The sequence below is a fragment of the Paraburkholderia steynii genome (genome assembly GCF_900100565.1).
Classification (GTDB): domain Bacteria; phylum Pseudomonadota; class Gammaproteobacteria; order Burkholderiales; family Burkholderiaceae; genus Paraburkholderia; species Paraburkholderia terrae.
Genome location: NZ_FNDI01000023.1, coordinates 111,008 through 132,023 on the forward strand (window position 1 = coordinate 111,008; position 21,016 = coordinate 132,023).

Below are 21,016 nucleotides of genomic sequence, written 5' to 3' on the forward strand. Positions count from 1 at the left end.
GATTCGTTCGTCGTATATACAGATCGACCTGGAGAACATCATGCGCAAGCTCGTTGTTTCCGTTTTCATCAGTCTGGATGGCGTCGTGCAAGCGCCTGGCGGGCCGGACGAAGATCGCAGCGGCGATTTCCGCCTCGGCGGCTGGATAGTTCCCTATGCCGACGAAGCCATTGGCCAGAACTTGCAGGATCTGCTCTCGCAGCCGTTCGAGTTGCTACTGGGCCGTCGCACCTACGACATATTCGCGTCGTACTGGCCACATGTACCAGCCGATTCTCACAGCCGCGCCATCGCCGACCTGTTCAACAGCGTACCCAAACATGTCGCCACGCATCAGTCCGGCGCGCTCGACTGGCAGAACAGTCATACGCTGAAGGGCGACCTTGCCGACGCGATACGCGCACTTAAACGTCAGGACGGCGCCAATCTGTTGACGTTCGGCAGCGGCGACATGCTGCGCCAACTGCTTGCAGTCGGCCTGGTGGATGAGCTTCGGCTTGTGATGTACCCCGTCATGCTTGGGCGCGGCAAGCGCCTGTTCGGCGACAACGCACTAGCGTCTGCCTTCACTCTGGCGAACTCGATCAGCACGCCTGGCGGTGTGTTGATTACCCGCTACTTGCGCAATGGCGAGGTGCGTACAGGAACATTCGACTAAGTCGAGTAACCCTGCATATAGCGAGAGCGGTTTGGATACCCATCAAGACATGGTCGGCTATTCGCGGTGCTGGGACTAGCGCGTATCGCGCGCGGGCCGGTGCGCGATTCAATGTGGTGCGTTTCCAGTCGGCCCACGGCTTTCCCTGCTGAAGCGACGGACCGCCTGCGGCGGTTGCCCGAGAGTCCGCAGGAACGCCCGCCTCATCCGCTCGCGATCCGAGAAGCCGACTTCGTCCGCAATCACATCCAGAGATAGACGCCCTTTTTCCAGCAACAGCCTCGCGGCTTCCACACGCAAATGTTCGACGGCCTTGGCAGGGGATTGCCCCGTTTCAGCAGTGAATGCCCGGCTGAACTGACGCGGACTCAGGCCCGCGACATCGGCTAATTCCTCGACGGTCAACACATTGCGCAGATTGGCGTTCGCATGGTCGATCGCCTTCTGGATCCGGTCGGATTTGGGCTCGAGGTCGAGCAACGTGGAGAACTGCGATTGCCCGCCCGCGCGGCGATGATAGACCACGAGCTTGCGGGCGACGGCGCGTGACACGTCCTGGCCATGATCCTTCTCGATCATCGCCAGTGCCATGTCGATCGTGGCTGTCATGCCCGCCGACGTCCAGATCGGTCCGTCGACGATGAAGATCTGATCTTCTTCGACGGCAATGGATGGGAAGCGGCGCTGCAGATCGTGTGCGAAGCGCCAATGTGTCGTCGCTCGACGGCCATCGAGCACCCCGGCCCCGGCCAGGATAAACGCGCCTGTGCAGGGTGCCGCGATGCGTCTCGACGTTTTCAAGGCGCGCCTGACGAACGCAGTCAATTCGGCAGAGACAATGTCAATCTCGACACCAGAGCCAAACATGACGGTGTCGAAGGCAGCGTCGCTGAAGGGCTGCGTTTCGACACGAATACCTGCCGAGGACACAACGAGTCCGCCCTCTTCAGACAGGAGCGTCACTTCGTATGACGGCTCGCCGAGCACGACGTTCGCCAGCTCGAACGCGGTCACTGCCGCGAAGCCCATCAGATAGAAATTCGGGAATACAACGAAGCCGATCGTGTGCATAGCTTGCCCGCGTCATGTCCTGAATCGCTTGTATATATGACATTTGAGACACGGTCAACGGCGATTATTCTCTACCCATACCCGTTGCGGCGCAAAAAACGGCCGGGCCGCTGCCGCGATCGCGCGCCGTTCAGATCGCGACGCGCAACTTCGGGCTGAACCTCAAACCGCTTATCGCAAGAACCTTCGTATGGATCGTCGACTACTGATACTGGCCCTGGGCATGTTCGCCATGGGCACCGACAACTTCGTCGTCGCCGGCATTCTTCCCGGCGTCGCTGCGTCGCTGCACACATCCGTCAGCCTCGCGGGGCTGATGGTCACCTTTTACGCATTGACCTACGCGGTGGCTGCTCCCGTCATGGCGGCTCTGGCGGGCGGCTGGCCGCGCAAGCTCTTGCTGGTTTCCGCACTCGGCATTTTCGTCGCCGGCAACATGCTCAGCGCGGTGGCCGTGGACTTGCATTGGGTTTTGTTCAGCCGCGCGCTGTCGGGATTCGGCGCCGCTCTGTTCTCTCCGACTGCCTTGGGCGTTGCGTCTGCGCTTGCACCGCCCGAGAAACGCGGCCGTGCGTTAGCTGCCGTAACGGCGGGTTTGACCGGGGCGACAGCGCTCGGCTCGCCGATCGGCACGTTTATCGGTGGATTCGGCAGTTGGAGAACGACGCTCTGGTTCGTCACGCTGCTCGGGATGGTGGCGATGATCGGCGTCTGGACGATGCTGCCATCCGTTCCCCGCCCTGCCCCCGTCAGGTTGCGAGAACGGCTTGCACCCGTCCGCGATGTGCGGATCACGCTCACCCTGCTCACTTCGTTGTTCGCCTTCGGCGGGTTCCTGATGGTCTACACGTATGCGGGCGTGGTGCTGCAGCGTGTCACGCACGGCGACGAACGGATTCTTGCCGGGATGTTCCTGCTGTGGGGCGTGGCGGCGACGGCCGGGAACCTGCTGGCCGGTCGCCTCGTGGACCGGTTCGAGAGCCGCAACATTATCAACGCGATGCTTTGGGTTGCCATCATCAATTTTTGCGCGTTGCCGTGGACATCGGCACATGCATTCAGCGCCGCAGTGTCGCTCGCCATCTGGGGCATATGCGGATGGGGGCTAATCGTCCCGCAACAACATCGGCTGGTGCATCTCAAGCCGGGCGTGGCGCCGCTGCTGCTGGCCCTCAACAATACCGCGACGTACATCGGGCTCGCGTGCTCCGGCGTGCTTGGCGGTGCCGTGCTGCAGTCGATCGGCGGGAAGTACCTGAGTCTCGTGGCGGCTGCGTTGATTGCGATCGCGTTCCTGCTTGCGGAAGCCGCGCATCGTTGCATGCAGAGGTCGTCCACACAGCAGCGCGCGACGATCAATCGCGAGACCGAGCCTGTCTGAACGTTCATCCATTTCTAGCTTACATATCAGTGATCCGAACGATTTATGAATACGCGATCCTTCATTGGCACAGCCTGCGCCGCTATTGCTATCTTTTCCTGCTTGCCGGCTTCCGCTCAAGGCATTGGGGAAACGGTCACGCCGAATTTCAACCGGGCCATACCGAACGTCCCCGGCAAGTCGCTCGTCGCTGTCGTCGTCGACTATGCGCCGGGGGGCGCTTCTCCGCCGCACGTACACGCCCCATCGGCGTTTATCTACGGCTACGTCGTCTCGGGCGCGATCGAGTCGCAAGTGAACGATACGCCTGCACGCGTTTATCGCGCAGGCGAGAGCTTCTATGAACTGCCCGGCGCTCGTCATCGCATCAGCCGCAATGGCAGCAAGACACAGCCGGCAAAGCTGCTCGCCGTGTTCATCGTCGATAGTGACGATCACACCTTGACCACACCTGTTAAACATGGAGAGTGAGATGAAACGTCTCGACTACACCCAGATCGCACCCGCAGGCATCAAGGCCCTTGGAGGCGTGTATGGATACGTCACGCAAAGCGCCCTCTCGCCAATACTGGTCGATCTCGTCTACCTGCGAGTTTCTCAAATCAATAACTGCGCGTATTGCCTGGATATGCACACGCGCGATCTGCTCAAAAGAGGCCAGAAGGTCGAGAAGCTCGCACTGGTGCAGGCATGGGCGGAAGCCGGCACGCTATTCGATGTGCGCGAGCGTGCGGCCCTGGCGTGGGCAGAAACCGTGACGCGCGTGGCGGACACAGGCGTTCCCGATGATGCATACCAGGCCGCGCGAGAGGTATTCGATGAGCGCGAAATCGTGGATCTGACGATCGCGATAGGGTTGATGAACGCGTATAACCGGATGGCAATCAGCTTCCGGAATCCACCGCAAGCCGCGCTGTAATATCGGCAATACAGGAAAGTGCGGCGATGATTCGCGGACCGCTGTTACGCCGCACTGACGCGAGATGACCCCGCACCGATACTCGACTCCCTGACAACGAGTTCAGGCACCGCAAAGTATTGCACTGGCGGTTTTTCGTCTTCAGAGGTTTCGCTCAGTCGAGCCAGCAGCGTCTCGCTAGCAATGGTGCCGAGCTTATCCGCGCCGGCGAACAGCGTCGTCAAGGGCGGATTGGTATGCTCAGCCGCAACGACATTGTCACAACCCACAACTGCCAGAGCCTTGCCCGCGCGCTTGCCCATTCTGTCGAGTTCGTGCAGCACGCCGATTGCCACCTGATCGTTGTAGCAAACCACGGCCGTCGGTCGCGGCTTCATGTCGAAGATCGCGCGGACCGCGTTGCGCCCACCCTCCGGCGTCAAAGGGACATCGATGATCCAGTCGTCTTCAACAGGCAGTGAGTGCTCCGCCATCGCCGACAAATAGCCCTGCCTGCGTTGATTGGCGACTGCATAGCCCTTCCGGTTGCCAGCGAAAGCGATGCGCGTATGTCCCTGCCCGATCAGATGCTCGGTAGCTAACGCAAATCCGTAGCTGTTGTCGACGCCGATGGTATCGACGTCGGGCCCCATCGGACGCATGACCAGCACAAGTGGAATTCCCCACGACTGAATTTCGGCGGGCAACGCATCCGGCGTCCCAAGTGCGGGAGACATGATCAGGCCAGCGACATTCTGCTCGCGCATGGATCGCAGAACCCTCGTCTGCGTTTCGAGACTTTCGGCAGTGTGGGCCATCAGCGTCGTATATCCGGCTTGAGCCAGCACCCGCTCGATCGCCACCAGCAATTCGACGAAAAACGGATTGGTCAGGTCGTTGATCACCATGCCGATCGTCGTGCTGCGCCTTCCGCGCAGGATGGCCGCCCCCCGGTTGTAGACGTAGCCGAGCGCGCGAGCCGCCTCGCGCACCTTGTCGGCCGTTTCGGCCTTGATACGCGGACTTTCCTGCAAAACGAGCGACACCGTCGATTTCGATACGCCAGCGGCGGCGGCAATGTCCTGAATGGTCGGACCAGATTTCATGTTGCTTTGCACAATTGGAACGTTCCAAAAAGTGTTTGACATCGTGAAATCAGTCTACTACAGTTTGTTGGAACGATCCAACGAACGCTAATTGGAACGTTCCAATGGAGAGAGACATGACAGAAAGAATCCGCTGGGCGCTGATCGGCGCCAGCACCATCGCCGACGAATGGATGGTCAATGCAATCCGCTCGCAGCCGGACGGTGCTATCGCCACCGTGGTGAGCGGCAGCGCGGAGCGCGCAGGCGAGTTTGCTGAAAAGCACGCCATCCCTTCACACTCGGCAGACCTCGACGCCGTACTCGCCGACCCGTCTATCACGGCCGTCTACATCAGCAGCACCAACGAGAAACACCTGCCGCAAGTGCTCGCGGCGGCAAAAGCCGGCAAGCACGTGCTGTGTGAAAAGCCCCTCGCGCTGGCAGAAGACGAAGCGGCGCAAATGATCGAAGCGTGCGCCTCACACGGCGTGATGCTCGGCACGAACCATCACCTGCGTTGCGCGGCGACGCACCGGAAGATGCGCGAACTCATTCGCGCCGGCGCGGTCGGTACGCCCCTCTTCGTACGCGTCTTCCATGCGGTGTCGCTGCCGCCGCATCTGCGCGGCTGGCGTATCGAGCGGCCCGATGCGGGCGGCGGCGTGATTCTCGACATCTCCGTTCATGACATCGACACGCTGCGCTTCCTGCTCGACGACGAGCCCGTCGAAGTCAGCGCGATGACGTCGTCGGGAACGATGTCGACCGCGGGACTCGCGGACGGCGTGATGGCGATCGTGCGCTTCAAAAATGGCGTGCTCGCGCAACTCCACGATGCGTTCACCGTGCCGTACGCGCCCACGGGGCTCGAGATTCACGGGACGGCGGGTTCGCTCTTCGCGAAGGACGTGATGACGCAGCGCCCGGTCGGCGAGATCACGCTGCGCTCGGCAGAAGGCACGCGAGACATCGAAGTCGAACATCGCGACCTGTATTGCACGGCCGTCGCGCAATTCCATCGCTCGATTACGCAAGGGCAGCAGCCTGCCGCGACGGGTGTCGATGGTTATCGCTCGCTCGTCGCCGCGCTGTCGCTCGTGAAGTCCGCCGAAGCAGGCGGCCACGTGACGGTGCCATCCCGATTCGCTGAATAAAAGTTCGAGGAGATTGACTGTGCGTTCCAGCAAGGTTGTTTCATTGGCCCACGCGGCGAGCCTGATCAACGATGACGATGTCGTCACCGTCAGTTCGTCGAGCGGTCTGGGTTGTCCCGATGCAATGCTCGCCGCTATCGGCGCCCGCTTCGAGGCGGAAGATCATCCGCGCAACCTGACGATGCTGCATCCGATCGCCGCTGGCGATATGTACGGCATCAAGGGCATCGATCACATCGCGAAGAAAGGGCTGATTCATACGGTCATCGCGGGATCGTTTCCGAGCGGTCCATCGAGCCTGCCGATGCCCGACATCTGGCATCTGATCACCGATAACACCATCCGTGCATACAACCTGCCGAGCGGCGTGCTGTTCGACATGCATCGCGAGGTCGCGGCGAAACGTCCCGGCGTGCTGACCAAGGTCGGCCTCGATACCTATGTCGATCCTGACCGCCAGGGCGGCGCGATGAACGCGCAAGCCGCCGAACATCCTATCGTCGAAAAGGTCACGTTCGCGGGCGACGAGTGGCTGCACTACAAAAACTTCGTGCCGCGCGTGGCAATCGTGCGCGCAACGACAGCCGATGAACGCGGCAATCTGTCGTTCGAACATGAAGGCGCGCTACTGGGCGGGCGCGATCAGGCGTTGGCCGTGCGCAATAACGGCGGCATCGTCATCGCGCAAGTGAAGCGTGTCGTGAAGGCCGGTTCGCTGCATACGCAGCAGGTACACATTCCGTGCAATCTCGTCGATTACGTCGTCGTTGACGCCGAGCAGAAACAGACGACGCAGATCGAATACGACCCGGAAATCAGCGGTGAAATCAAACTGCCCGAAAGCGCATTCGCGTTCGCCGAATGGCACGCGGACAAGGTCATCGCACGCCGGGCGGCACTGGAACTCGCGCAGAACGACGCGGTGAATCTGGGCTTCGGCATCTCCGCCAACGTGCCGCGCGTTCTGTTCGAAGAAGGCTATCGCGACGACGTCACATGGGTCATCGAACAGGGCGCTGTCGGCGGCGTGCCCTTGCTCGGTTTCGCCTTCGGATGCTCGGGCAATGCCGACGCCATCATGCCTTCGCCTTCGCAATTCGTGTACTTCCAGGGCGGCGGCTTCGATGTATCGCTGCTGTCGTTCCTGCAAGTAGACCGCTTCGGCAACGTGAACGTGTCGAAGCTGCCGAGCAAACCGTATCTCACTGCCGGATGCGGCGGCTTCATCGACATCACGACGCATGCGAAGCGCGTGGTCTTCAGTGGCTATTTCACGGCGGGCGCAAAGATCGAAGTCGGCGATGGACGTCTGAAGATCGTCAAGGAAGGCAAGAAGAAGTTCATCGCTGACGTGGACCACGTGACCTTCAGCGGCCGCATGGGACGACAGCGTAATCAGCAAGCGTTGTATGTCACCGAACGCTGCGTAATCCAACTCGGCGACAAAGGCCTCGAAGTGATCGAGATCGCGCCCGGCATCGATCTGCAAAAGGATGTGCTCGATCAGTGCGATATCGAGTTGGCCGTCTCCCCTGCCCTGAAGACGATGGATGCGTCGATCTTTACGGATGCGCCATTCGGTCTGAAGTTGAAGGAGGCGCGTCATGGCTGACCAGCAACTGATCCAGATCGAGAAGACGAACGCCGTTGCTATCGTCACGCTCAATCGGCCGGACAAGCTCAACGCGCTGACGCCGGAGATGCTCGATCAACTCGAAGCCGCAGCGGTACAACTCGAATCGGATGCGAGCGTGCGCGCCGTCGTGCTGACCGGCGCGGGTGAACGCGCCTTCTGTGTCGGCGCCGACATCAACCAGTGGTCGGCACTCGCGCCGCTCGACATGTGGCGCGTATGGGTCTCACGCGGTCATCGCATCTTTGACCGCTGGGCCGCGCTGCGTTTGCCCGTCGTCGCGGCGATCAACGGCCCAGCATTCGGCGGCGGCCTCGAACTGGCCGCAGTCGCCGATGTGCGCGTCGCGGACCCTGCTGCCACGTTCGCGCTGCCCGAAGCGAGCATCGCGACCTGCCCCGGCTGGTCCGGCACGCAACGGCTGGTTTCGCTGATTGGTCCGAGCCATGTGAAATCGCTTGCGCTCACTGCGAAGCGGATCGACGCGCAACGCGCGTACGGCATCGGCCTGATCGATGAAATCTCAGCGCCGAAAGAGTCGGTTGCGGCCGCTATCGCGATCGCTGAAAAGATCGCCACGCTCGCACCCGTCTCCGTGCAACTGACCAAGCAACTGATCAACGCCGCCTCGGGATTCGGGACCGGCGCAACCCTGGAAGCCATGGCTGGCGCGCTATCCGCATCGACGCACGACGCCCGCGAAGGCATGGCCAGTTTCCGCGAACGGCGCCCGGCGCAATACGAGGGTCAATGACATGACGTACGACACCGCAATCCCCGCTGCAACTGCGCTCCTGACAAGCGATAAAACCCCCGCCCACGAAGCCTTCAACGGCCGTATGTACATCGACGGCGCGTGGACCGAAGCCACGGACAAACAGCGCTTCGAGCGCCGCAGCCCTGCGCATGGCCACGTTGTCAGTTCGTTTCCGGAGGCGACACCGGCAGACGTCGAGCGAGCCATCAACGCCGCCGACCTCGCCTTCCGTCACGGCCCGTGGCCGAAGCTCAAGGGCGCGGAACGCGCACGGATTCTTCTCGCGATCGCTGACGGCATCAAGGCTCGCGTCGACAGGATGTCGCTGCTCGAATCGCTCGAAACGGGCAAACCGCTTGCGCAGGCACGCGGCGAAGTGTCCGGCTGCGTCGATCTCTGGCAATACGCAGCAAGCCTTGCCCGCACGACCAGCGGCGATGCCTACGACACGCTCGGTGAAGACATGCTCGGCATCGTGCTGCGTCAGCCGATCGGCGTCGTCGGACTCATCACGCCGTGGAATTTCCCGCTGTGGATTCTTTCGCAAAAGCTGCCGTTCGCTCTCGCGGCGGGTTGCACCTGCGTCGTCAAGCCGAGCGAGCTGACGTCGAGCACGACGGTCATGCTGATGGAGATTCTCGAACAGGCCGGCGTGCCGGCGGGCGTCGTCAACGTGGTGACGGGCAAAGGCCCGTCCGTCGGTCAGCCGCTCGCGGAGCACGACGCCATCGATATGTTGTCGTTCACCGGTTCCACGCGCGTCGGCAGTCTGCTCGGCGGACTCGCATCGAAGAAGCTGAAGAAGGTCGCGCTCGAACTCGGCGGCAAGAATCCGCAGATCGTCTTCCCCGATTGCGACTGGGACGCGATGGTCGATGCCGTCGTGTTCGGCGTGTACTTCAACGCAGGCGAATGCTGCAACAGCGGTAGCCGCGTGCTCGTGCATGAATCGATTGCGGAGCGCTTTGCGCAAGCGGTCGTCGAGCGCGCGCGGCAAGTGCCTGTTGGCGATCCGCTGCATCCCGAGTGCAAGATCGGCGCGATCGTCAGCGAGAACCAGTTGGTCGAGATTCTCGGCAACATCGACAAGGGTGTTGCGGCAGGCGCGCGCCTGCGCCTGGGCGGCAAACGCTATGACGCGAACGGCCTGTATCTGGAGCCGACCGTCATCAGCGATGTCACACCCGACATGAGCATCGCCCGCGAAGAAATCTTCGGCCCCGTGCTCACGATCATCCCCTTCTCCGACACGCAGAACGCGATCGATATCGCGAACGACACCGCCTACGGACTCTCCGCCGCCGTCTGGAGCAACGACATCAACACGTGCCTGAGCGTTGCGCGCGCCGTCGATGCGGGCACCGTGTGGGTCAACACCTTCCTCGACGGTTACCCAGAACTGCCGTTCGGCGGCTTCAAGTCGAGCGGCGTGGGACGCGAACTCGGCAAGCAGGCCGTCGAAGACTACACCGAGACGAAGACGATTCAGCTTCACATCGGAGAGCGCAAGAACTGGTGGCTGCCGCGCCCCGCCGCCTGATCACGAAGCCATCCAGATCGCGCCACGGCATGCCCGCCGTGGCGTCCACAAGAAAGCCCGCCAAGAGAGCGTCATCAAGGAGACAAAGATGTTCAAGAAGCGTATTGCTGCAATTGCAGTCGGCCTCGTTGCCTGCCACGCGCTGTCCGCTTACGCGGCCGACACGAAAACCGTGGAAGTCATGCACTGGTGGACTTCCGGCGGTGAAGCCAAGGCCCTTTCCGTGCTGAAAGACGGCCTCAAAACCAAGGGCTATGCATGGAAAGACAGCCCGATCGCGGGCGGCGGCGGCGAAGCCGCGCGCACGGTGCTGAAAGCGCGCGTCGCGTCGGGCAATCCGCCTGATGCGATCCAGATGCTCGGCTTCACGATCCCCGAATACGCGCAGGAGGACTATCTGCAGAACCTCGATCCTGTCGCGTCAAAGGAAGGCTGGGACAAGCTCGTTCCCGGTCCAATCCAGAAGTTTTCGAAAGTCGATGGTCACTGGGTTGCTGCACCCGTCGATGTGCATCGCACGAACTGGATCTGGGCGAACAAGAAGATATTCGATCAGTTGAAGCTCACGCCGCCGAAGACCTTCGATGAACTCGTCGCGGACGCCGACAAGATCCGCAAGGCCGGCTACATTCCGCTCGCGCACGGCGGCCAGGCATGGCAGGAAGCGACGATCTTCGATAGCGCAGTGATGTCGGCAGGCGGCCCGAAGTTCTATCAGCAAGCACTCGTCAAGCTGGACCCCAGCGCGCTCGGCTCGAAGACGATGGAAAAAGCGTTTGACCAGATGCGCGCGCTTCGCGGCATGGTCGATCCGAACTTCCCGGGCCGTGACTGGAACCTCGCCACGTCGATGGTCATCAACGGCAAGGCTGCCATGCAGATCATGGGCGACTGGGCGAAGGGCGAGTTTGCATCGGCAGGCAAGCAGCCGAACGTCGACTATCTCTGCTTCAACTACCCTGGAACGGATGGCGCGTTCATCTTCAACACCGACCAGTTCGCGGGCTTCAAGAAGGGCGATGCGAGTCTTCCGGGCGAGTACGCGTTTGCGTCGACCATCATGGACAAGGGCGTCCAGGCGAAATTCAACCAGATCAAAGGCTCGATACCTGCGCGACTCGACGTGCCACAGGACGGCTTCGACGAATGCGGCAAGAAGTCGATGAACGACATGCGCGCAGCGCTGAAGACGGACTCGATGGTCGGAAGCTTCGCGCACGGACACGCGATGCCCGATGGTCCGAAGAACGCCGTGTATGACGTCGTCACGCACTTCTTCAATTCGAATCAGTCGTCTGCGGATGCCGTGAAAGCGCTCGTCGCGGCAGTGAAGAACTCGCAGTAAGCCAAATGGTCCTTGTGCGGATGCGGCACCCAACGCCGCTGTCCGCGAGGCCCGTCATCTCCGACGGTAGGTGTTGCCATGCTATTGCACAATCGCGCCCACGCGGCGACCACGCTTGATGATCTGAACAACAGCTCGGGCCAAAGCCCGACGCGAAAGCGATCGACGTTCCGAAACCGCTTCGAAGCGGTCCTGCCCAAAATCGTGCTCAGCCCGACATTGATCATTACGTTGATCTTCGTCTATGGCTTTATCGCGTGGACGACGGTGCTCTCGTTCACCCGCTCACGCGCCTTTGCCAACTTCCACTGGGCCGGTCTGCTTCAGTATGGCCGCGTCTGGGAGCATCCGCGCTGGCATGTAGCGATCGGCAACCTCGGCATCTACGCATCGCTCTATGTCGTGCTGTGCATGGCGATCGGTCTCGGCCTCGCCATTCTGCTCGATCAACGGATTCGCGCTGAAGGCGGATTGCGTGCGCTCTTTCTCTATCCGATGGCGCTCTCGTTCATCGTCACGGGCACCGCATGGAAATGGATTCTCAATCCGGGCCTGGGACTCACCAAGCTGTTCCATGACTGGGGTTGGACGAGCTTCCAGTTCGACTGGATCATCAACGACGACATGGCGATCTATACCGTCGTCATCGCCGCTGTCTGGCAGGCGTCGGGCTTCGTGATGGCGATGTTTCTGGCAGGCTTGCGCGGCATCGACCAGGAACAGATCAAGGCAGCGTCGATCGACGGTGCGCGCATGCCTTCGATCTATCGGCGAGTCATCATTCCGCAGCTGCGACCCGTCTTCGTATCCGCATTCGTGATTCTCGTACACCTTGCCGTCAAGAGCTATGAACTCGTCATTGCATTGACGGGCGCCGGTCCCGGCTACTCGACAGAACTGCCGTCGACCTTCATGTACTCGTTCACCTTCACCCGCAACGAACTCGGCATGGGCGCGGCCAGCGCCGTGATGATGCTGTGTACGGTGGCGGCCATCATGGTGCCCTACCTCTACTCCGAAATGCGACCTCGCCGGAAGAGCAGCGGCCATTGAACTCAACCGATACCCCTTAGCAACCTATTTGCATGGGGCCAGAGTAAGGCTCTAACGAACCAACTCTGGCCAACAGGAGACAACGATGGCTACCAAGACATGGGACTCACCACAGATGGTGGTGGGCAAGCACAACTACGTCTCGCGGATCGTCATTTATTCGATGCTGGCGATTGCAGCCGTGGTCTATCTCGTACCGCTGCTCGTGATGCTGCTGACGTCGTTCAAGCCGCTGCCCGAGGTTTATTCCGGCAATATTCTCGCGCTGCCACATCAGTGGACACTCGAAGCGTGGGAAAAAGCCTGGGGCTCGGCATGCGTGGGACTGGAATGCTCTGGTGTAAAAGGCTTCTTCTGGAATTCCTTCCGGATGGTCTTCTCTGCCGTGGCGATCTCCACGTTACTCGGCGCATTGAACGGCTATGTGCTGACCAAATGGCGCTTCAAAGGCGACAACACGCTGTTTGGCCTGATCCTGTTCGGATGCTTCATCCCGTTCCAGATCGTGCTGATTCCGATGGCGTCGTTCCTCGGCAAGGTCGGTCTCGCGCAATCGATCAGCGGCCTCGTGTTCGTGCATGTCGTTTATGGCCTGTGCTTCACGACGCTGTACTTCCGCAACTACTACATCGCTTTTCCTGATGAACTCGTGAAGGCGGCGATGATCGACGGTGCGCGTTTCTTTCGCATCTTCTTTCGCATCCTGCTTCCCAACTCCGTGCCGATCATCACGGTCACCGTGATCTGGCAATTCACGAATATCTGGAACGACTTCCTTTTCGGCGCTTCATTCACGACGGGTAGTTCCGCGCCCATTACCGTCGCGCTGAACAACATCGTCAATACATCGACGGGCGTCAAGGAATACAACGTCAACATGGCCACGGCCATGATCGCCGCGCTGCCGACACTGCTCGTCTATGTAATCGGTGGTCGCTACTTCGTACGCGGTCTGATGGCCGGCTCGGTCAAGGGGTAAATCATGTCTTCTCTGCACGTATCCAACGTTCGCAAAGCCTACGGCTCCACCGAAATCCTCAAGGAGATCAACATCGATGTCGACGATGGCGATTTTCTCGTTCTCGTCGGACCGTCGGGCTGCGGAAAATCGACGCTGCTTTCGCTGATCGCCGGACTCGACACGCTCTCGGGCGGCGAGATCCGCATCGGCAACGACAAGGTCAACGACCTGCATCCGAGCGAACGCGACATCGCGATGGTGTTTCAGAGCTATGCGTTGTATCCGAACATGTCCGTCGGGCAGAACATCAGCTTCGGTCTGGAGATGCGCAAGGTGTCGAAGCCTGAACGCGAGAAGGCCGTGAAGGATGCTGCCCGTCTGCTGCAGATCGAGCATCTGCTCGACCGGCGTCCGGGGCAGCTGTCGGGTGGTCAGCGTCAGCGTGTCGCGATGGGACGCGCGCTGGTGCGTCATCCGAAGATATTCCTGTTCGATGAGCCGCTGTCGAATCTCGATGCAAAGCTGCGCGTCGATATGCGTACCGAGATCAAGAAGCTGCATCAGCGTTTGGGCGCGACCATCGTCTACGTCACACATGACCAGATCGAAGCGATGACGCTGGCCACGCGTATCGCCGTAATGAAGGGCGGCGTGCTGCAACAACTCGGCACGCCCGCCGAGGTCTACAACACGCCCGCCAACACGTTCGTCGCGACGTTCATGGGCTCGCCGTCGATGAACCTGATTCCGGCGCGCATCGAGCGCGCGAATGGCGCGCTGCATCTTCTGGTGGGTGAAGGCCAGAAGGCTATCGACCTTGAGTTGCCGCCGCAACCGGCTGCCGTCGAGCGCTATATCGGCAAGAAGGTGATCGCGGGTCTGCGCCCTGAAGCGATCGGCGTGGAAAACGAGCGCGCCACGTCGGCGCTGCGCACGGTGCCCGTCACGATCAACGTGCTCGAACCAACAGGCCCTGACACGCTCGCAGTACTCGATCTCGGCGGTATGGAAGTCTCCGCGCGACTCGGCGCCGACATGCCGCACGCGTCCGGCGAACGATGCGATCTGCGCGTCGATCTGTCGAAGCTCGTGCTGTTCGACGCCGACACGGAAGTCCGCATTCACTGAGCGCCCAGCGCAACGACGGATGGTGCAGCCATGAGCAAGATAGCTGGAAAGTGTTCAACCGCGCTGGTGACGGGCGCGCGACGCGGCATCGGCCGGTCGATCTGCGTCGCGCTCGCGCGGCGCGGCTTCGACATCGTGCTGACGGATGTTGTGACCGACGAGGACGCCGCGACGACCTGCGGCCTCGTACGCGACGAAGGTCAGGAGGCGCTCTTCATTCAGAGCGATCTCAGCGACGTCGCTTCGCATGAAAGCGTCGTCGAGGAAGCCGTGCGCTTCAAAGGAAGTATCGAATGTCTCGTCAACAACGCGGGCATCGGTTCGCCTAGCCGCGGCGATCTGCTCGAGGTATCGCCGCAAGCATTCGACGCCGTGCTCGGCGTCAATCTGCGCGGCACGTTCTTTATGACGCAGGCCGTCGCTCGCCACATGTGTGCGACATCGTCGACGGCCGCCCGTTCGATCGTGACGGTTTCGTCGGTATCGGCGGACATGGCATCGCCCGAGCGCGCCGAATACTGCCTGTCCAAATCCGCGCTGCCGATGATGACGCGCCTGTTTGCATTGCGGCTTGCGAGCGCAAATGTCGGCGTGTTCGAAGTGCGCCCCGGCATTATCCGCACACCGATGACATCGGGTGTCGCGGAGAAATACGAGGCGCGTTTCCGCGAGGGCCTGGTTCCCGCCGGCCGCTGGGGCGAAAGCGACGAAGTGGGCCAGGCGGTCGCGACGCTTGCGGGCGGTTTGTTGCCCTTCGCGACGGGCAGCGTGGTCAACGTGGATGGCGGCCTGTCCATCCCTGCATTCTGAGCCGACTGACATGAAAACGACGACATTTGACTACGTGATCGTGGGCGGCGGCTCGGCCGGTTGTGTATTGGCCAATCGCCTGAGCGCCGATCCCTCGATCAAGGTCCTGCTGCTCGAAGCAGGCGGTTCCGATCGCCATCCGTTCTTCTCGATGCCTGCCGGCTTCGCGAAGATGACGCGCGGCATCGGTTCGTGGGGCTGGTTCACCGTGCCGCAGAAGCACCTGAACAATCGCGTGCTGCGCTTCACGCAAGCGAAGGTGATCGGCGGCGGTTCGTCGATCAATGCGCAGATCTATACGCGCGGCGTTCCTGCCGATTACGACGATTGGGAACAGAAAGCGGGCGCGACCGGTTGGTCTTATCGCGATGTGCTGCCCTACTTCAAGAAGTCCGAGAACAACCAGCGCTTCGCGAATGAGTATCACAGTTATGGCGGCCCGCTCGGCGTATCGAATCCGATCAGCCCGTTGCCGATCTGCGAGGCGTTTTTTCAGGCTGGACAGGAGCTCGGTATTCCGTTCAATCCGGACTTCAATGGTGCGAACCAGGAAGGTCTGGGCTATTACCAGCTAACGCAACTGGATGCACGGCGTTCATCGACGGCAGCCGGTTTTATCCGACCGGTGCTCGGACGTGCGAATCTGACGGTCTCGATGCAGGCGCGAACGCTGCGTGTGATCGTCGAGGGGAACCGCGCGACAGGCGTCGAATACGTGACAGGCGATAGCCGCGATCCGCAGATCGTGCGCGCGTCGCGTGAAGTGATCGTGTCGTCGGGCGCGATCGGTTCGCCGAAGCTGTTGATGCAATCGGGCATCGGTCCCGCCGATCATCTGGCGTCCGTTGGCATCAAAGCTGTCCACGATCTTCGCGGCGTCGGCTCGAACTTGCAGGATCATCTCGACCTCTTCGTCATCGCCGAATGCACAGGCGATCACACCTACGACAAGTACAACAAGCTGCACAACGCCGCATGGGCTGGGCTGCAGTACCTGTTGCTGAAGAAAGGCCCGGTTGCATCGAGTCTCTTCGAAACGGGTGGCTTCTGGTATGCGGATCGCGACGCGCGGGACCGCTCGCCCGACATCCAGTTTCATCTCGGCCTCGGGTCCGGTATCGAAGCGGGCATGGCCAAGCTGAACAATGCGGGCGTTACGCTCAACACCGCGTACCTTCGCCCGCGCTCGCGCGGCACGGTGCGTCTCGCCAGCGCGGACCCCGCCGCCGCGCCGCTGCTCGATCCGAACTACTGGGCCGATCCATACGATCGCGACATGGCGATCAAGGGCCTGCGACTCGCGCGCGACATCCTGCGCGCCCCAGCGATGAAGCGCTATGTGCAAAGCGAAGTTCTGCCGGGAGCACGCGTGAATACCGATCAAGAACTGTTCGACTATGCGTGCGCGAATGCGAAGACCGACCACCATCCCGTCGGCACCTGCCGCATGGGCCGCCCCGACGATCCTGAAAGCGTCGTCACACCCGACTTGCGGCTTATCGGACTGGATGGCCTGAGAGTCGTCGACGCGTCCGTCATGCCCTATCTGCCTTCGTGCAACACCAATGCACCGACGATCATGGTCGCCGAAAAAGCCGCCGACATGATCATTCAATCCCAGACATCGAGAGGTTTCCGTGAACATCAATCTGCCAACGCCGGAAGGTTCAATCAGCCCGTACACGATGCAGCATCGGGAAGACCAGGTTCCGCCGTCCACCGCGCCGACGTTTAATCGCATCGCGTATGCGGCGGCGCACGTCGTCGTCGATCCATCGCGTGCATACGAGCCATGGGGCGACACGCCATCCGTCGACTGGGACGCTACGCTTGCATTTCGCACCTACCTGTATGGCCTGGGATTCAAGGTGGCCGAAGCGATGGATACCGCGCAGCGCGGCATGGGCATCGGCTGGCCAACAGCCGCCGAACTGATCCGACGCAGCATCGCGCACGCGCGCAGCATTCCCGGCGCGGACCTGGCGTGCGGCGCGGGCACCGATCATCTCGACGGCACGCGCAGGCATGCGCTTGCCGACATCGTCGGAGCCTACAAGGACCAGTTCGAAGTCATCGAATCAGCGGGTGGGCGGCCGATCATGATGGCGAGCCGCGCCCTGTGCGCAGCAGCGCAGTCCGCCGACGACTACAAGCATGTCTACGACGCCGTGATCTCCGCGTCACGCAACAAGGTCGTGTTGCACTGGCTGGGCGACGCGTTCGATGCTTCGCTCTCCGGCTACTGGGGCAGCCGCGACGTCGCGACAGCGATGGCGACGGTGCTCGACATCATCCGGCTTCATCGGGACAAGATCGAAGGCATCAAGATTTCGCTGCTCAACGCCGAATATGAGCGTCAGCTCAGATCGCAGTTGCCCGACGGCGTCGTGATGTTCACCGGCGACGACTACAACTACGGCGAACTCATCGCGGGCGACAGCACTGGCCATTCGCACGCGCTACTCGGCATCTTCGATCCGATCGCGCCTGTCGCATCGCGCGCGCTGGTGAAGTTCGCCGCTGGGGATACCGATGCGTATCGCCAACTCATCGATCCGACGGTTGCGCTATCGCGCGAACTCTTCGCTGCGCCCACACAGTATTACAAGGCTGGCGTCGTTTTTCTCGCGTGGCTCAACGGGCATCAACGGCACTTCTCGATGGCAGGCGGCATGCAGTCGGCGCGATCCGCTGCGCACTACGCGGAGGTGTTCAGGAAAGCGGACGTCGCGGGCGTATTGATTCGACCCGAACTGGCTCGCCGTCGCATGAGCGAGTTTCTGAGTCTCGCTGCGGGTATCGATAACTGAAAACCGGTTCGCGCATCGCGCGAGCCCGATTGGAGACGAAGCATGACAGCACAGGCAACCTCTGCGGTTTCAGCGTCGTCGGTGAGTGATGCCGATGCGAATGTGACAAGCAAGGACCTTCGACGCGTCATCGCGGCGAGTGTCGCCGGTAGCGCAATGGAGTGGTACGACTTCAGCATCTACGGCACCGCTTCAGCGCTCATCTTTTCGGATCTGTTCTTTCCAGGACTCGACAAGGCAGCGGGCCTGCTTGCGATCTTCGGCGCGTACGCCGCGGGGTTCTTCGCGCGGCCCTTTGGCGGGCTGTTCTTCGGCTGGCTAGGCGACAAATATGGCCGCAAGAGCGTGCTGGTTGCGACCGTGCTGCTGATGGGCGGCTCGACCTTCTGCATCGGTCTGTTGCCAACGTGGCATCAGGTCGGCGTATGGGCGGCCGCGTTGCTCGTCGCATTGCGTCTGCTGCAGGGTTTCGGCGCAGGCGCGGAACAGGCGGGCGCTTCGTTGATCGTGTCTGAGTTCGCGCCACCCGCCCGGCGTGGCTTCTATGGAGCATTGCCTTTTGCTGGCTGCATCATCGGCATTCTGCTCGCGAACGGCATCTTCACGCTCGTCCAGCGGCTGCCGAAGGACGAATTTCTCAGCTATGGCTGGCGCGTGCCGTTTCTGTTCAGCGTGTTCGTCATCGTTGCCGGTATCGTGATCCGGATGCGCGTGAAGGAAAGTCCTGTGTTCGAAGAGATCAGGAAGTCGGGGCATGCGAGCAAACAGCCGGTGCGCGATCTGATGTCGGAGGCACGCGGCACGTTGCTGGTCGCGTTCTGCCTGCGCGTCGGCGAAAACGGCTCTTCGTACCTGTACCAGGTGTTCGCGCTCAGCTATTTGACCAAGGTGCTGCTGGTCGACAAGTCGGTCGGCACGATCGGTCTCACGATCGCCGCCGCGCTCGCCGTGTTCACCATTCCGATGATGGGCTGGCTGTCCGATCGCTTCGGCCGGCGGCTGATGTATCGGCTCGTTGCGCTGTTCACCTGCCTTTGGGCATTTCCTGCGTTCTGGTTGTTCACCACGAAAGACCCCGTGCTGATCGTGATCAGCATGGCTGTCGCCATCGGTGTCGGCGTGTTCGGGATGTATGGGATTCAGGGGGCGTATTTTCCTGAACTGTTCAGCGCCCGCTATCGATACACGGGTATTGCAGTCAGCAAGGAATTTGCCGCCGTGGCATCCGGCGGGATCGCACCGTTTATAGCGGCCGCGTTGCTCGCGTGGGCACAAGGCGCGTACTGGCCGATTGCTACCTATATCGCGGTGTTGGCGGGGATCAGCTTTGTCGCTACTTTCTTCGCACCGGAGACTCGCGGGATCAGTCTTCGACAATGATGGGTGAATGCCGAGCGGCTGGCTTCTGCCAGGGATGAGCCGCTCGCTGGAATGCGAGCGGCGTCTCTTTGTGACAACCCGGAAGGAGACGCCGCCTTCGCTTCTCTGGTCTTACTGCCCGCCTTCCCGAATCGTCAGAGCATTCTTCACGGACGTGACGCCGGAAACGCCCTTCGCGATCGACGTTGCCTTATCGATCTGTGCCGGATCGGTCACGCCCCCAGCGAGCGTCACTGCGCCGCCTTTCACGAGAACATTGATCCCCGCCGTATCGACACCGCCCTTCGAAAGCGCCTGGGCCACTTTCTTACTCAATGCCCGGTTCGCCTTCCTGATGGAGGATTTCGATGCGCCTTGCGTCGTCGTCGTTGCGCTAGCGGCTTCGCTTCCCTGAGCCCAGGCATTGACGGAAGCAACGACGATCAATGCAGCGCCAGCCAGCTTGAGTGTTCTGATTGCGTTCATTAGTTTCCCCTGTTTAAGTAACTCAACGAAAGATGCTGCCGACTACGTTAAGGCTTCACATTCTCTTGCTTCGCGCCCGTGGCGGCAGCAAGCCGGCTTTGTGCCGCGACGAGTTGGTCATCCGTGGTCGCCACCAGCCATAGGCGTGCATGTTCCATGATCTGGCGGTTGTGGTCCTTCAACGGGCCCATCGCGGCTGCGGCCTTCCAGACCACCGGACCGATCCGGCTCTTGCGGCCCGAGGGTGCGCCTACCAGCAGGCAATAAGGTCCCAACGGAAGCGATACAAACGGTAGTGCCGGACTTGCACGTACGCGCCAATCGATGAATGGCGTCTCGCTGATCAGCAGCGGCGAGGGCAAGCCGTACAGCACACTGAAATCGTACAGCGACAGTTGCTCCCGCACGCCTGTGTAAATACGCCGGATGTCATCGACAACCGCCGCACGGATCTCGTCCTCGAACATCGGCTCCTGCGCATAGCGGGCCGTTGCCTCGCGAGCCTCCGCCTGATAGGCGCTGAAGAGGCCGAGTTCCACGCAGTCCTGCACGGCGCGTTGAATCTCCGAGACAGAGCCCGCCTCATCTGGCGTGCCCAACTGCGCAGCTCGCAAGAACCGGGCAAGCCCCGCTTCCTGGATTGCAGGGCCCTCTGCGGCTACAGCGTCTTCACCGTCCTTGTCGAGCGGCACATAAATATATTTCTCAGCTGCGAAACGTGATTTCTTGCCTTCATCGAACTTGATTTCGCCGTCGACGTAATCCAGATAGCGTGTCCCGACTCGACCATGCTCCCAAATCCAGTTCTTCAAAAACGGGCGTAGCGGATGCAGTTTCTCTTGATCGGCCATTGAAACCTCCTGGTGCCCCAGTATAGTTCCAAT

At 61.2% G+C, this 21,016-nt stretch carries 20 protein-coding genes; 16 read left to right on the forward strand and 4 right to left on the reverse strand.

The window, feature by feature from the left end; translation table 11 throughout:
• Nucleotides 1-40: 40 nt before the first annotated feature.
• Nucleotides 41-658 carry a dihydrofolate reductase family protein gene (locus tag BLT65_RS32740; RefSeq protein WP_091786114.1) on the forward strand — a complete coding sequence of 206 codons (618 nt, stop codon included), beginning with the start codon at nt 41-43 and terminating at the stop codon, nt 656-658.
• Nucleotides 659-766: 108 nt separating this feature from the next.
• Here the strand turns inward: BLT65_RS32740 and BLT65_RS32745 are convergent, their stop codons facing one another.
• Complete coding sequence (locus BLT65_RS32745; RefSeq protein WP_042306724.1) at nt 767-1,729, reverse strand: GlxA family transcriptional regulator; 963 nt, start codon at nt 1,727-1,729, stop codon at nt 767-769.
• A gap of 190 nt (nt 1,730-1,919) precedes the next feature.
• Between BLT65_RS32745 and BLT65_RS32750 the strand changes: the two genes are divergently transcribed.
• The 3 genes from BLT65_RS32750 to BLT65_RS32760 are packed head-to-tail and all read left to right on the forward strand — an operon-like array spanning nt 1,920 to nt 4,029.
• Nucleotides 1,920-3,110: an MFS transporter gene (locus tag BLT65_RS32750; protein WP_091785946.1), complete on the forward strand. Its 1,191-nt coding sequence runs from the start codon at nt 1,920-1,922 to the stop codon at nt 3,108-3,110.
• Between the two features lie 45 nt (nt 3,111-3,155).
• Nucleotides 3,156-3,581 (forward strand): cupin domain-containing protein, encoded by a 426-nt coding sequence (locus tag BLT65_RS32755; RefSeq protein WP_091785949.1) that lies wholly within the window; start codon nt 3,156-3,158, stop codon nt 3,579-3,581.
• A 1-nt stretch (nt 3,582) separates the two neighbouring features.
• Nucleotides 3,583-4,029: a carboxymuconolactone decarboxylase family protein gene (locus BLT65_RS32760; protein WP_091785952.1), complete on the forward strand. Its 447-nt coding sequence runs from the start codon at nt 3,583-3,585 to the stop codon at nt 4,027-4,029.
• A gap of 44 nt (nt 4,030-4,073) precedes the next feature.
• Here the strand turns inward: BLT65_RS32760 and BLT65_RS32765 are convergent, their stop codons facing one another.
• Complete coding sequence (locus tag BLT65_RS32765) at nt 4,074-5,114, reverse strand: LacI family DNA-binding transcriptional regulator (protein ID WP_091785982.1); 1,041 nt, start codon at nt 5,112-5,114, stop codon at nt 4,074-4,076.
• A gap of 116 nt (nt 5,115-5,230) precedes the next feature.
• On the opposite strand from BLT65_RS32765, the gene BLT65_RS32770 reads away from it, so the two are divergent.
• From BLT65_RS32770 to BLT65_RS32825, 12 genes are all read left to right on the forward strand, one after another.
• Complete coding sequence (locus BLT65_RS32770; protein ID WP_091785985.1) at nt 5,231-6,250, forward strand: Gfo/Idh/MocA family protein; 1,020 nt, start codon at nt 5,231-5,233, stop codon at nt 6,248-6,250.
• A gap of 19 nt (nt 6,251-6,269) precedes the next feature.
• On the forward strand, nt 6,270-7,862 hold the full coding sequence (locus tag BLT65_RS32775) for an acyl CoA:acetate/3-ketoacid CoA transferase (RefSeq protein WP_091785988.1): 1,593 nt from the start codon (nt 6,270-6,272) through the stop codon (nt 7,860-7,862).
• On the forward strand, nt 7,855-8,637 hold the full coding sequence (locus tag BLT65_RS32780; protein WP_091785991.1) for an enoyl-CoA hydratase/isomerase family protein: 783 nt from the start codon (nt 7,855-7,857) through the stop codon (nt 8,635-8,637). The genes BLT65_RS32775 and BLT65_RS32780 overlap by 8 nt, the downstream gene beginning before the upstream one ends.
• A 1-nt stretch (nt 8,638) precedes the next feature.
• Entirely contained in the window at nt 8,639-10,180 is a 1,542-nt protein-coding gene (locus BLT65_RS32785) for an aldehyde dehydrogenase family protein (protein WP_091785994.1), read from the forward strand.
• Nucleotides 10,181-10,268: 88 nt separating this feature from the next.
• Nucleotides 10,269-11,525, forward strand: coding sequence for an ABC transporter substrate-binding protein (locus BLT65_RS32790; protein ID WP_091785996.1), 1,257 nt, complete (start codon nt 10,269-10,271; stop codon nt 11,523-11,525).
• A 78-nt stretch (nt 11,526-11,603) separates the two neighbouring features.
• Entirely contained in the window at nt 11,604-12,578 is a 975-nt protein-coding gene (locus tag BLT65_RS32795; RefSeq protein WP_091785999.1) for a carbohydrate ABC transporter permease, read from the forward strand.
• Between the two features lie 115 nt (nt 12,579-12,693).
• The gene (locus tag BLT65_RS32800) at nt 12,694-13,557 is read left to right on the forward strand and encodes a carbohydrate ABC transporter permease (protein WP_007584781.1); all 864 of its coding nucleotides are present in this window, start codon (nt 12,694-12,696) and stop codon (nt 13,555-13,557) included.
• Nucleotides 13,558-13,560: 3 nt separating this feature from the next.
• Nucleotides 13,561-14,667: an ABC transporter ATP-binding protein gene (locus tag BLT65_RS32805; RefSeq protein WP_091786002.1), complete on the forward strand. Its 1,107-nt coding sequence runs from the start codon at nt 13,561-13,563 to the stop codon at nt 14,665-14,667.
• Between the two features lie 30 nt (nt 14,668-14,697).
• Complete coding sequence (locus tag BLT65_RS32810) at nt 14,698-15,477, forward strand: 3-ketoacyl-ACP reductase (RefSeq protein ID WP_091786005.1); 780 nt, start codon at nt 14,698-14,700, stop codon at nt 15,475-15,477.
• 10 nt (nt 15,478-15,487) lie between these two features.
• Entirely contained in the window at nt 15,488-17,212 is a 1,725-nt protein-coding gene (locus BLT65_RS32815; RefSeq protein ID WP_091786008.1) for a GMC family oxidoreductase, read from the forward strand.
• Complete coding sequence (locus BLT65_RS32820; RefSeq protein WP_091786012.1) at nt 17,115-18,287, forward strand: dihydrodipicolinate synthase family protein; 1,173 nt, start codon at nt 17,115-17,117, stop codon at nt 18,285-18,287. Before BLT65_RS32815 ends, BLT65_RS32820 begins: the two co-directional genes overlap by 98 nt.
• A 42-nt stretch (nt 18,288-18,329) precedes the next feature.
• A complete protein-coding gene (locus BLT65_RS32825) occupies nt 18,330-19,667 on the forward strand; it encodes an MFS transporter (RefSeq protein ID WP_091786015.1) in 1,338 nt (445 codons plus the stop codon).
• Nucleotides 19,668-19,778: 111 nt separating this feature from the next.
• Here the strand turns inward: BLT65_RS32825 and BLT65_RS32830 are convergent, their stop codons facing one another.
• Nucleotides 19,779-20,132, reverse strand: a complete 354-nt coding sequence (locus tag BLT65_RS32830; RefSeq protein ID WP_042306695.1) for a BON domain-containing protein — start codon at nt 20,130-20,132, stop codon at nt 19,779-19,781.
• A gap of 47 nt (nt 20,133-20,179) precedes the next feature.
• The gene (locus tag BLT65_RS32835; protein WP_091786018.1) at nt 20,180-20,983 is read right to left on the reverse strand and encodes a hypothetical protein; all 804 of its coding nucleotides are present in this window, start codon (nt 20,981-20,983) and stop codon (nt 20,180-20,182) included.
• Nucleotides 20,984-21,016: the final 33 nt, after the last annotated feature.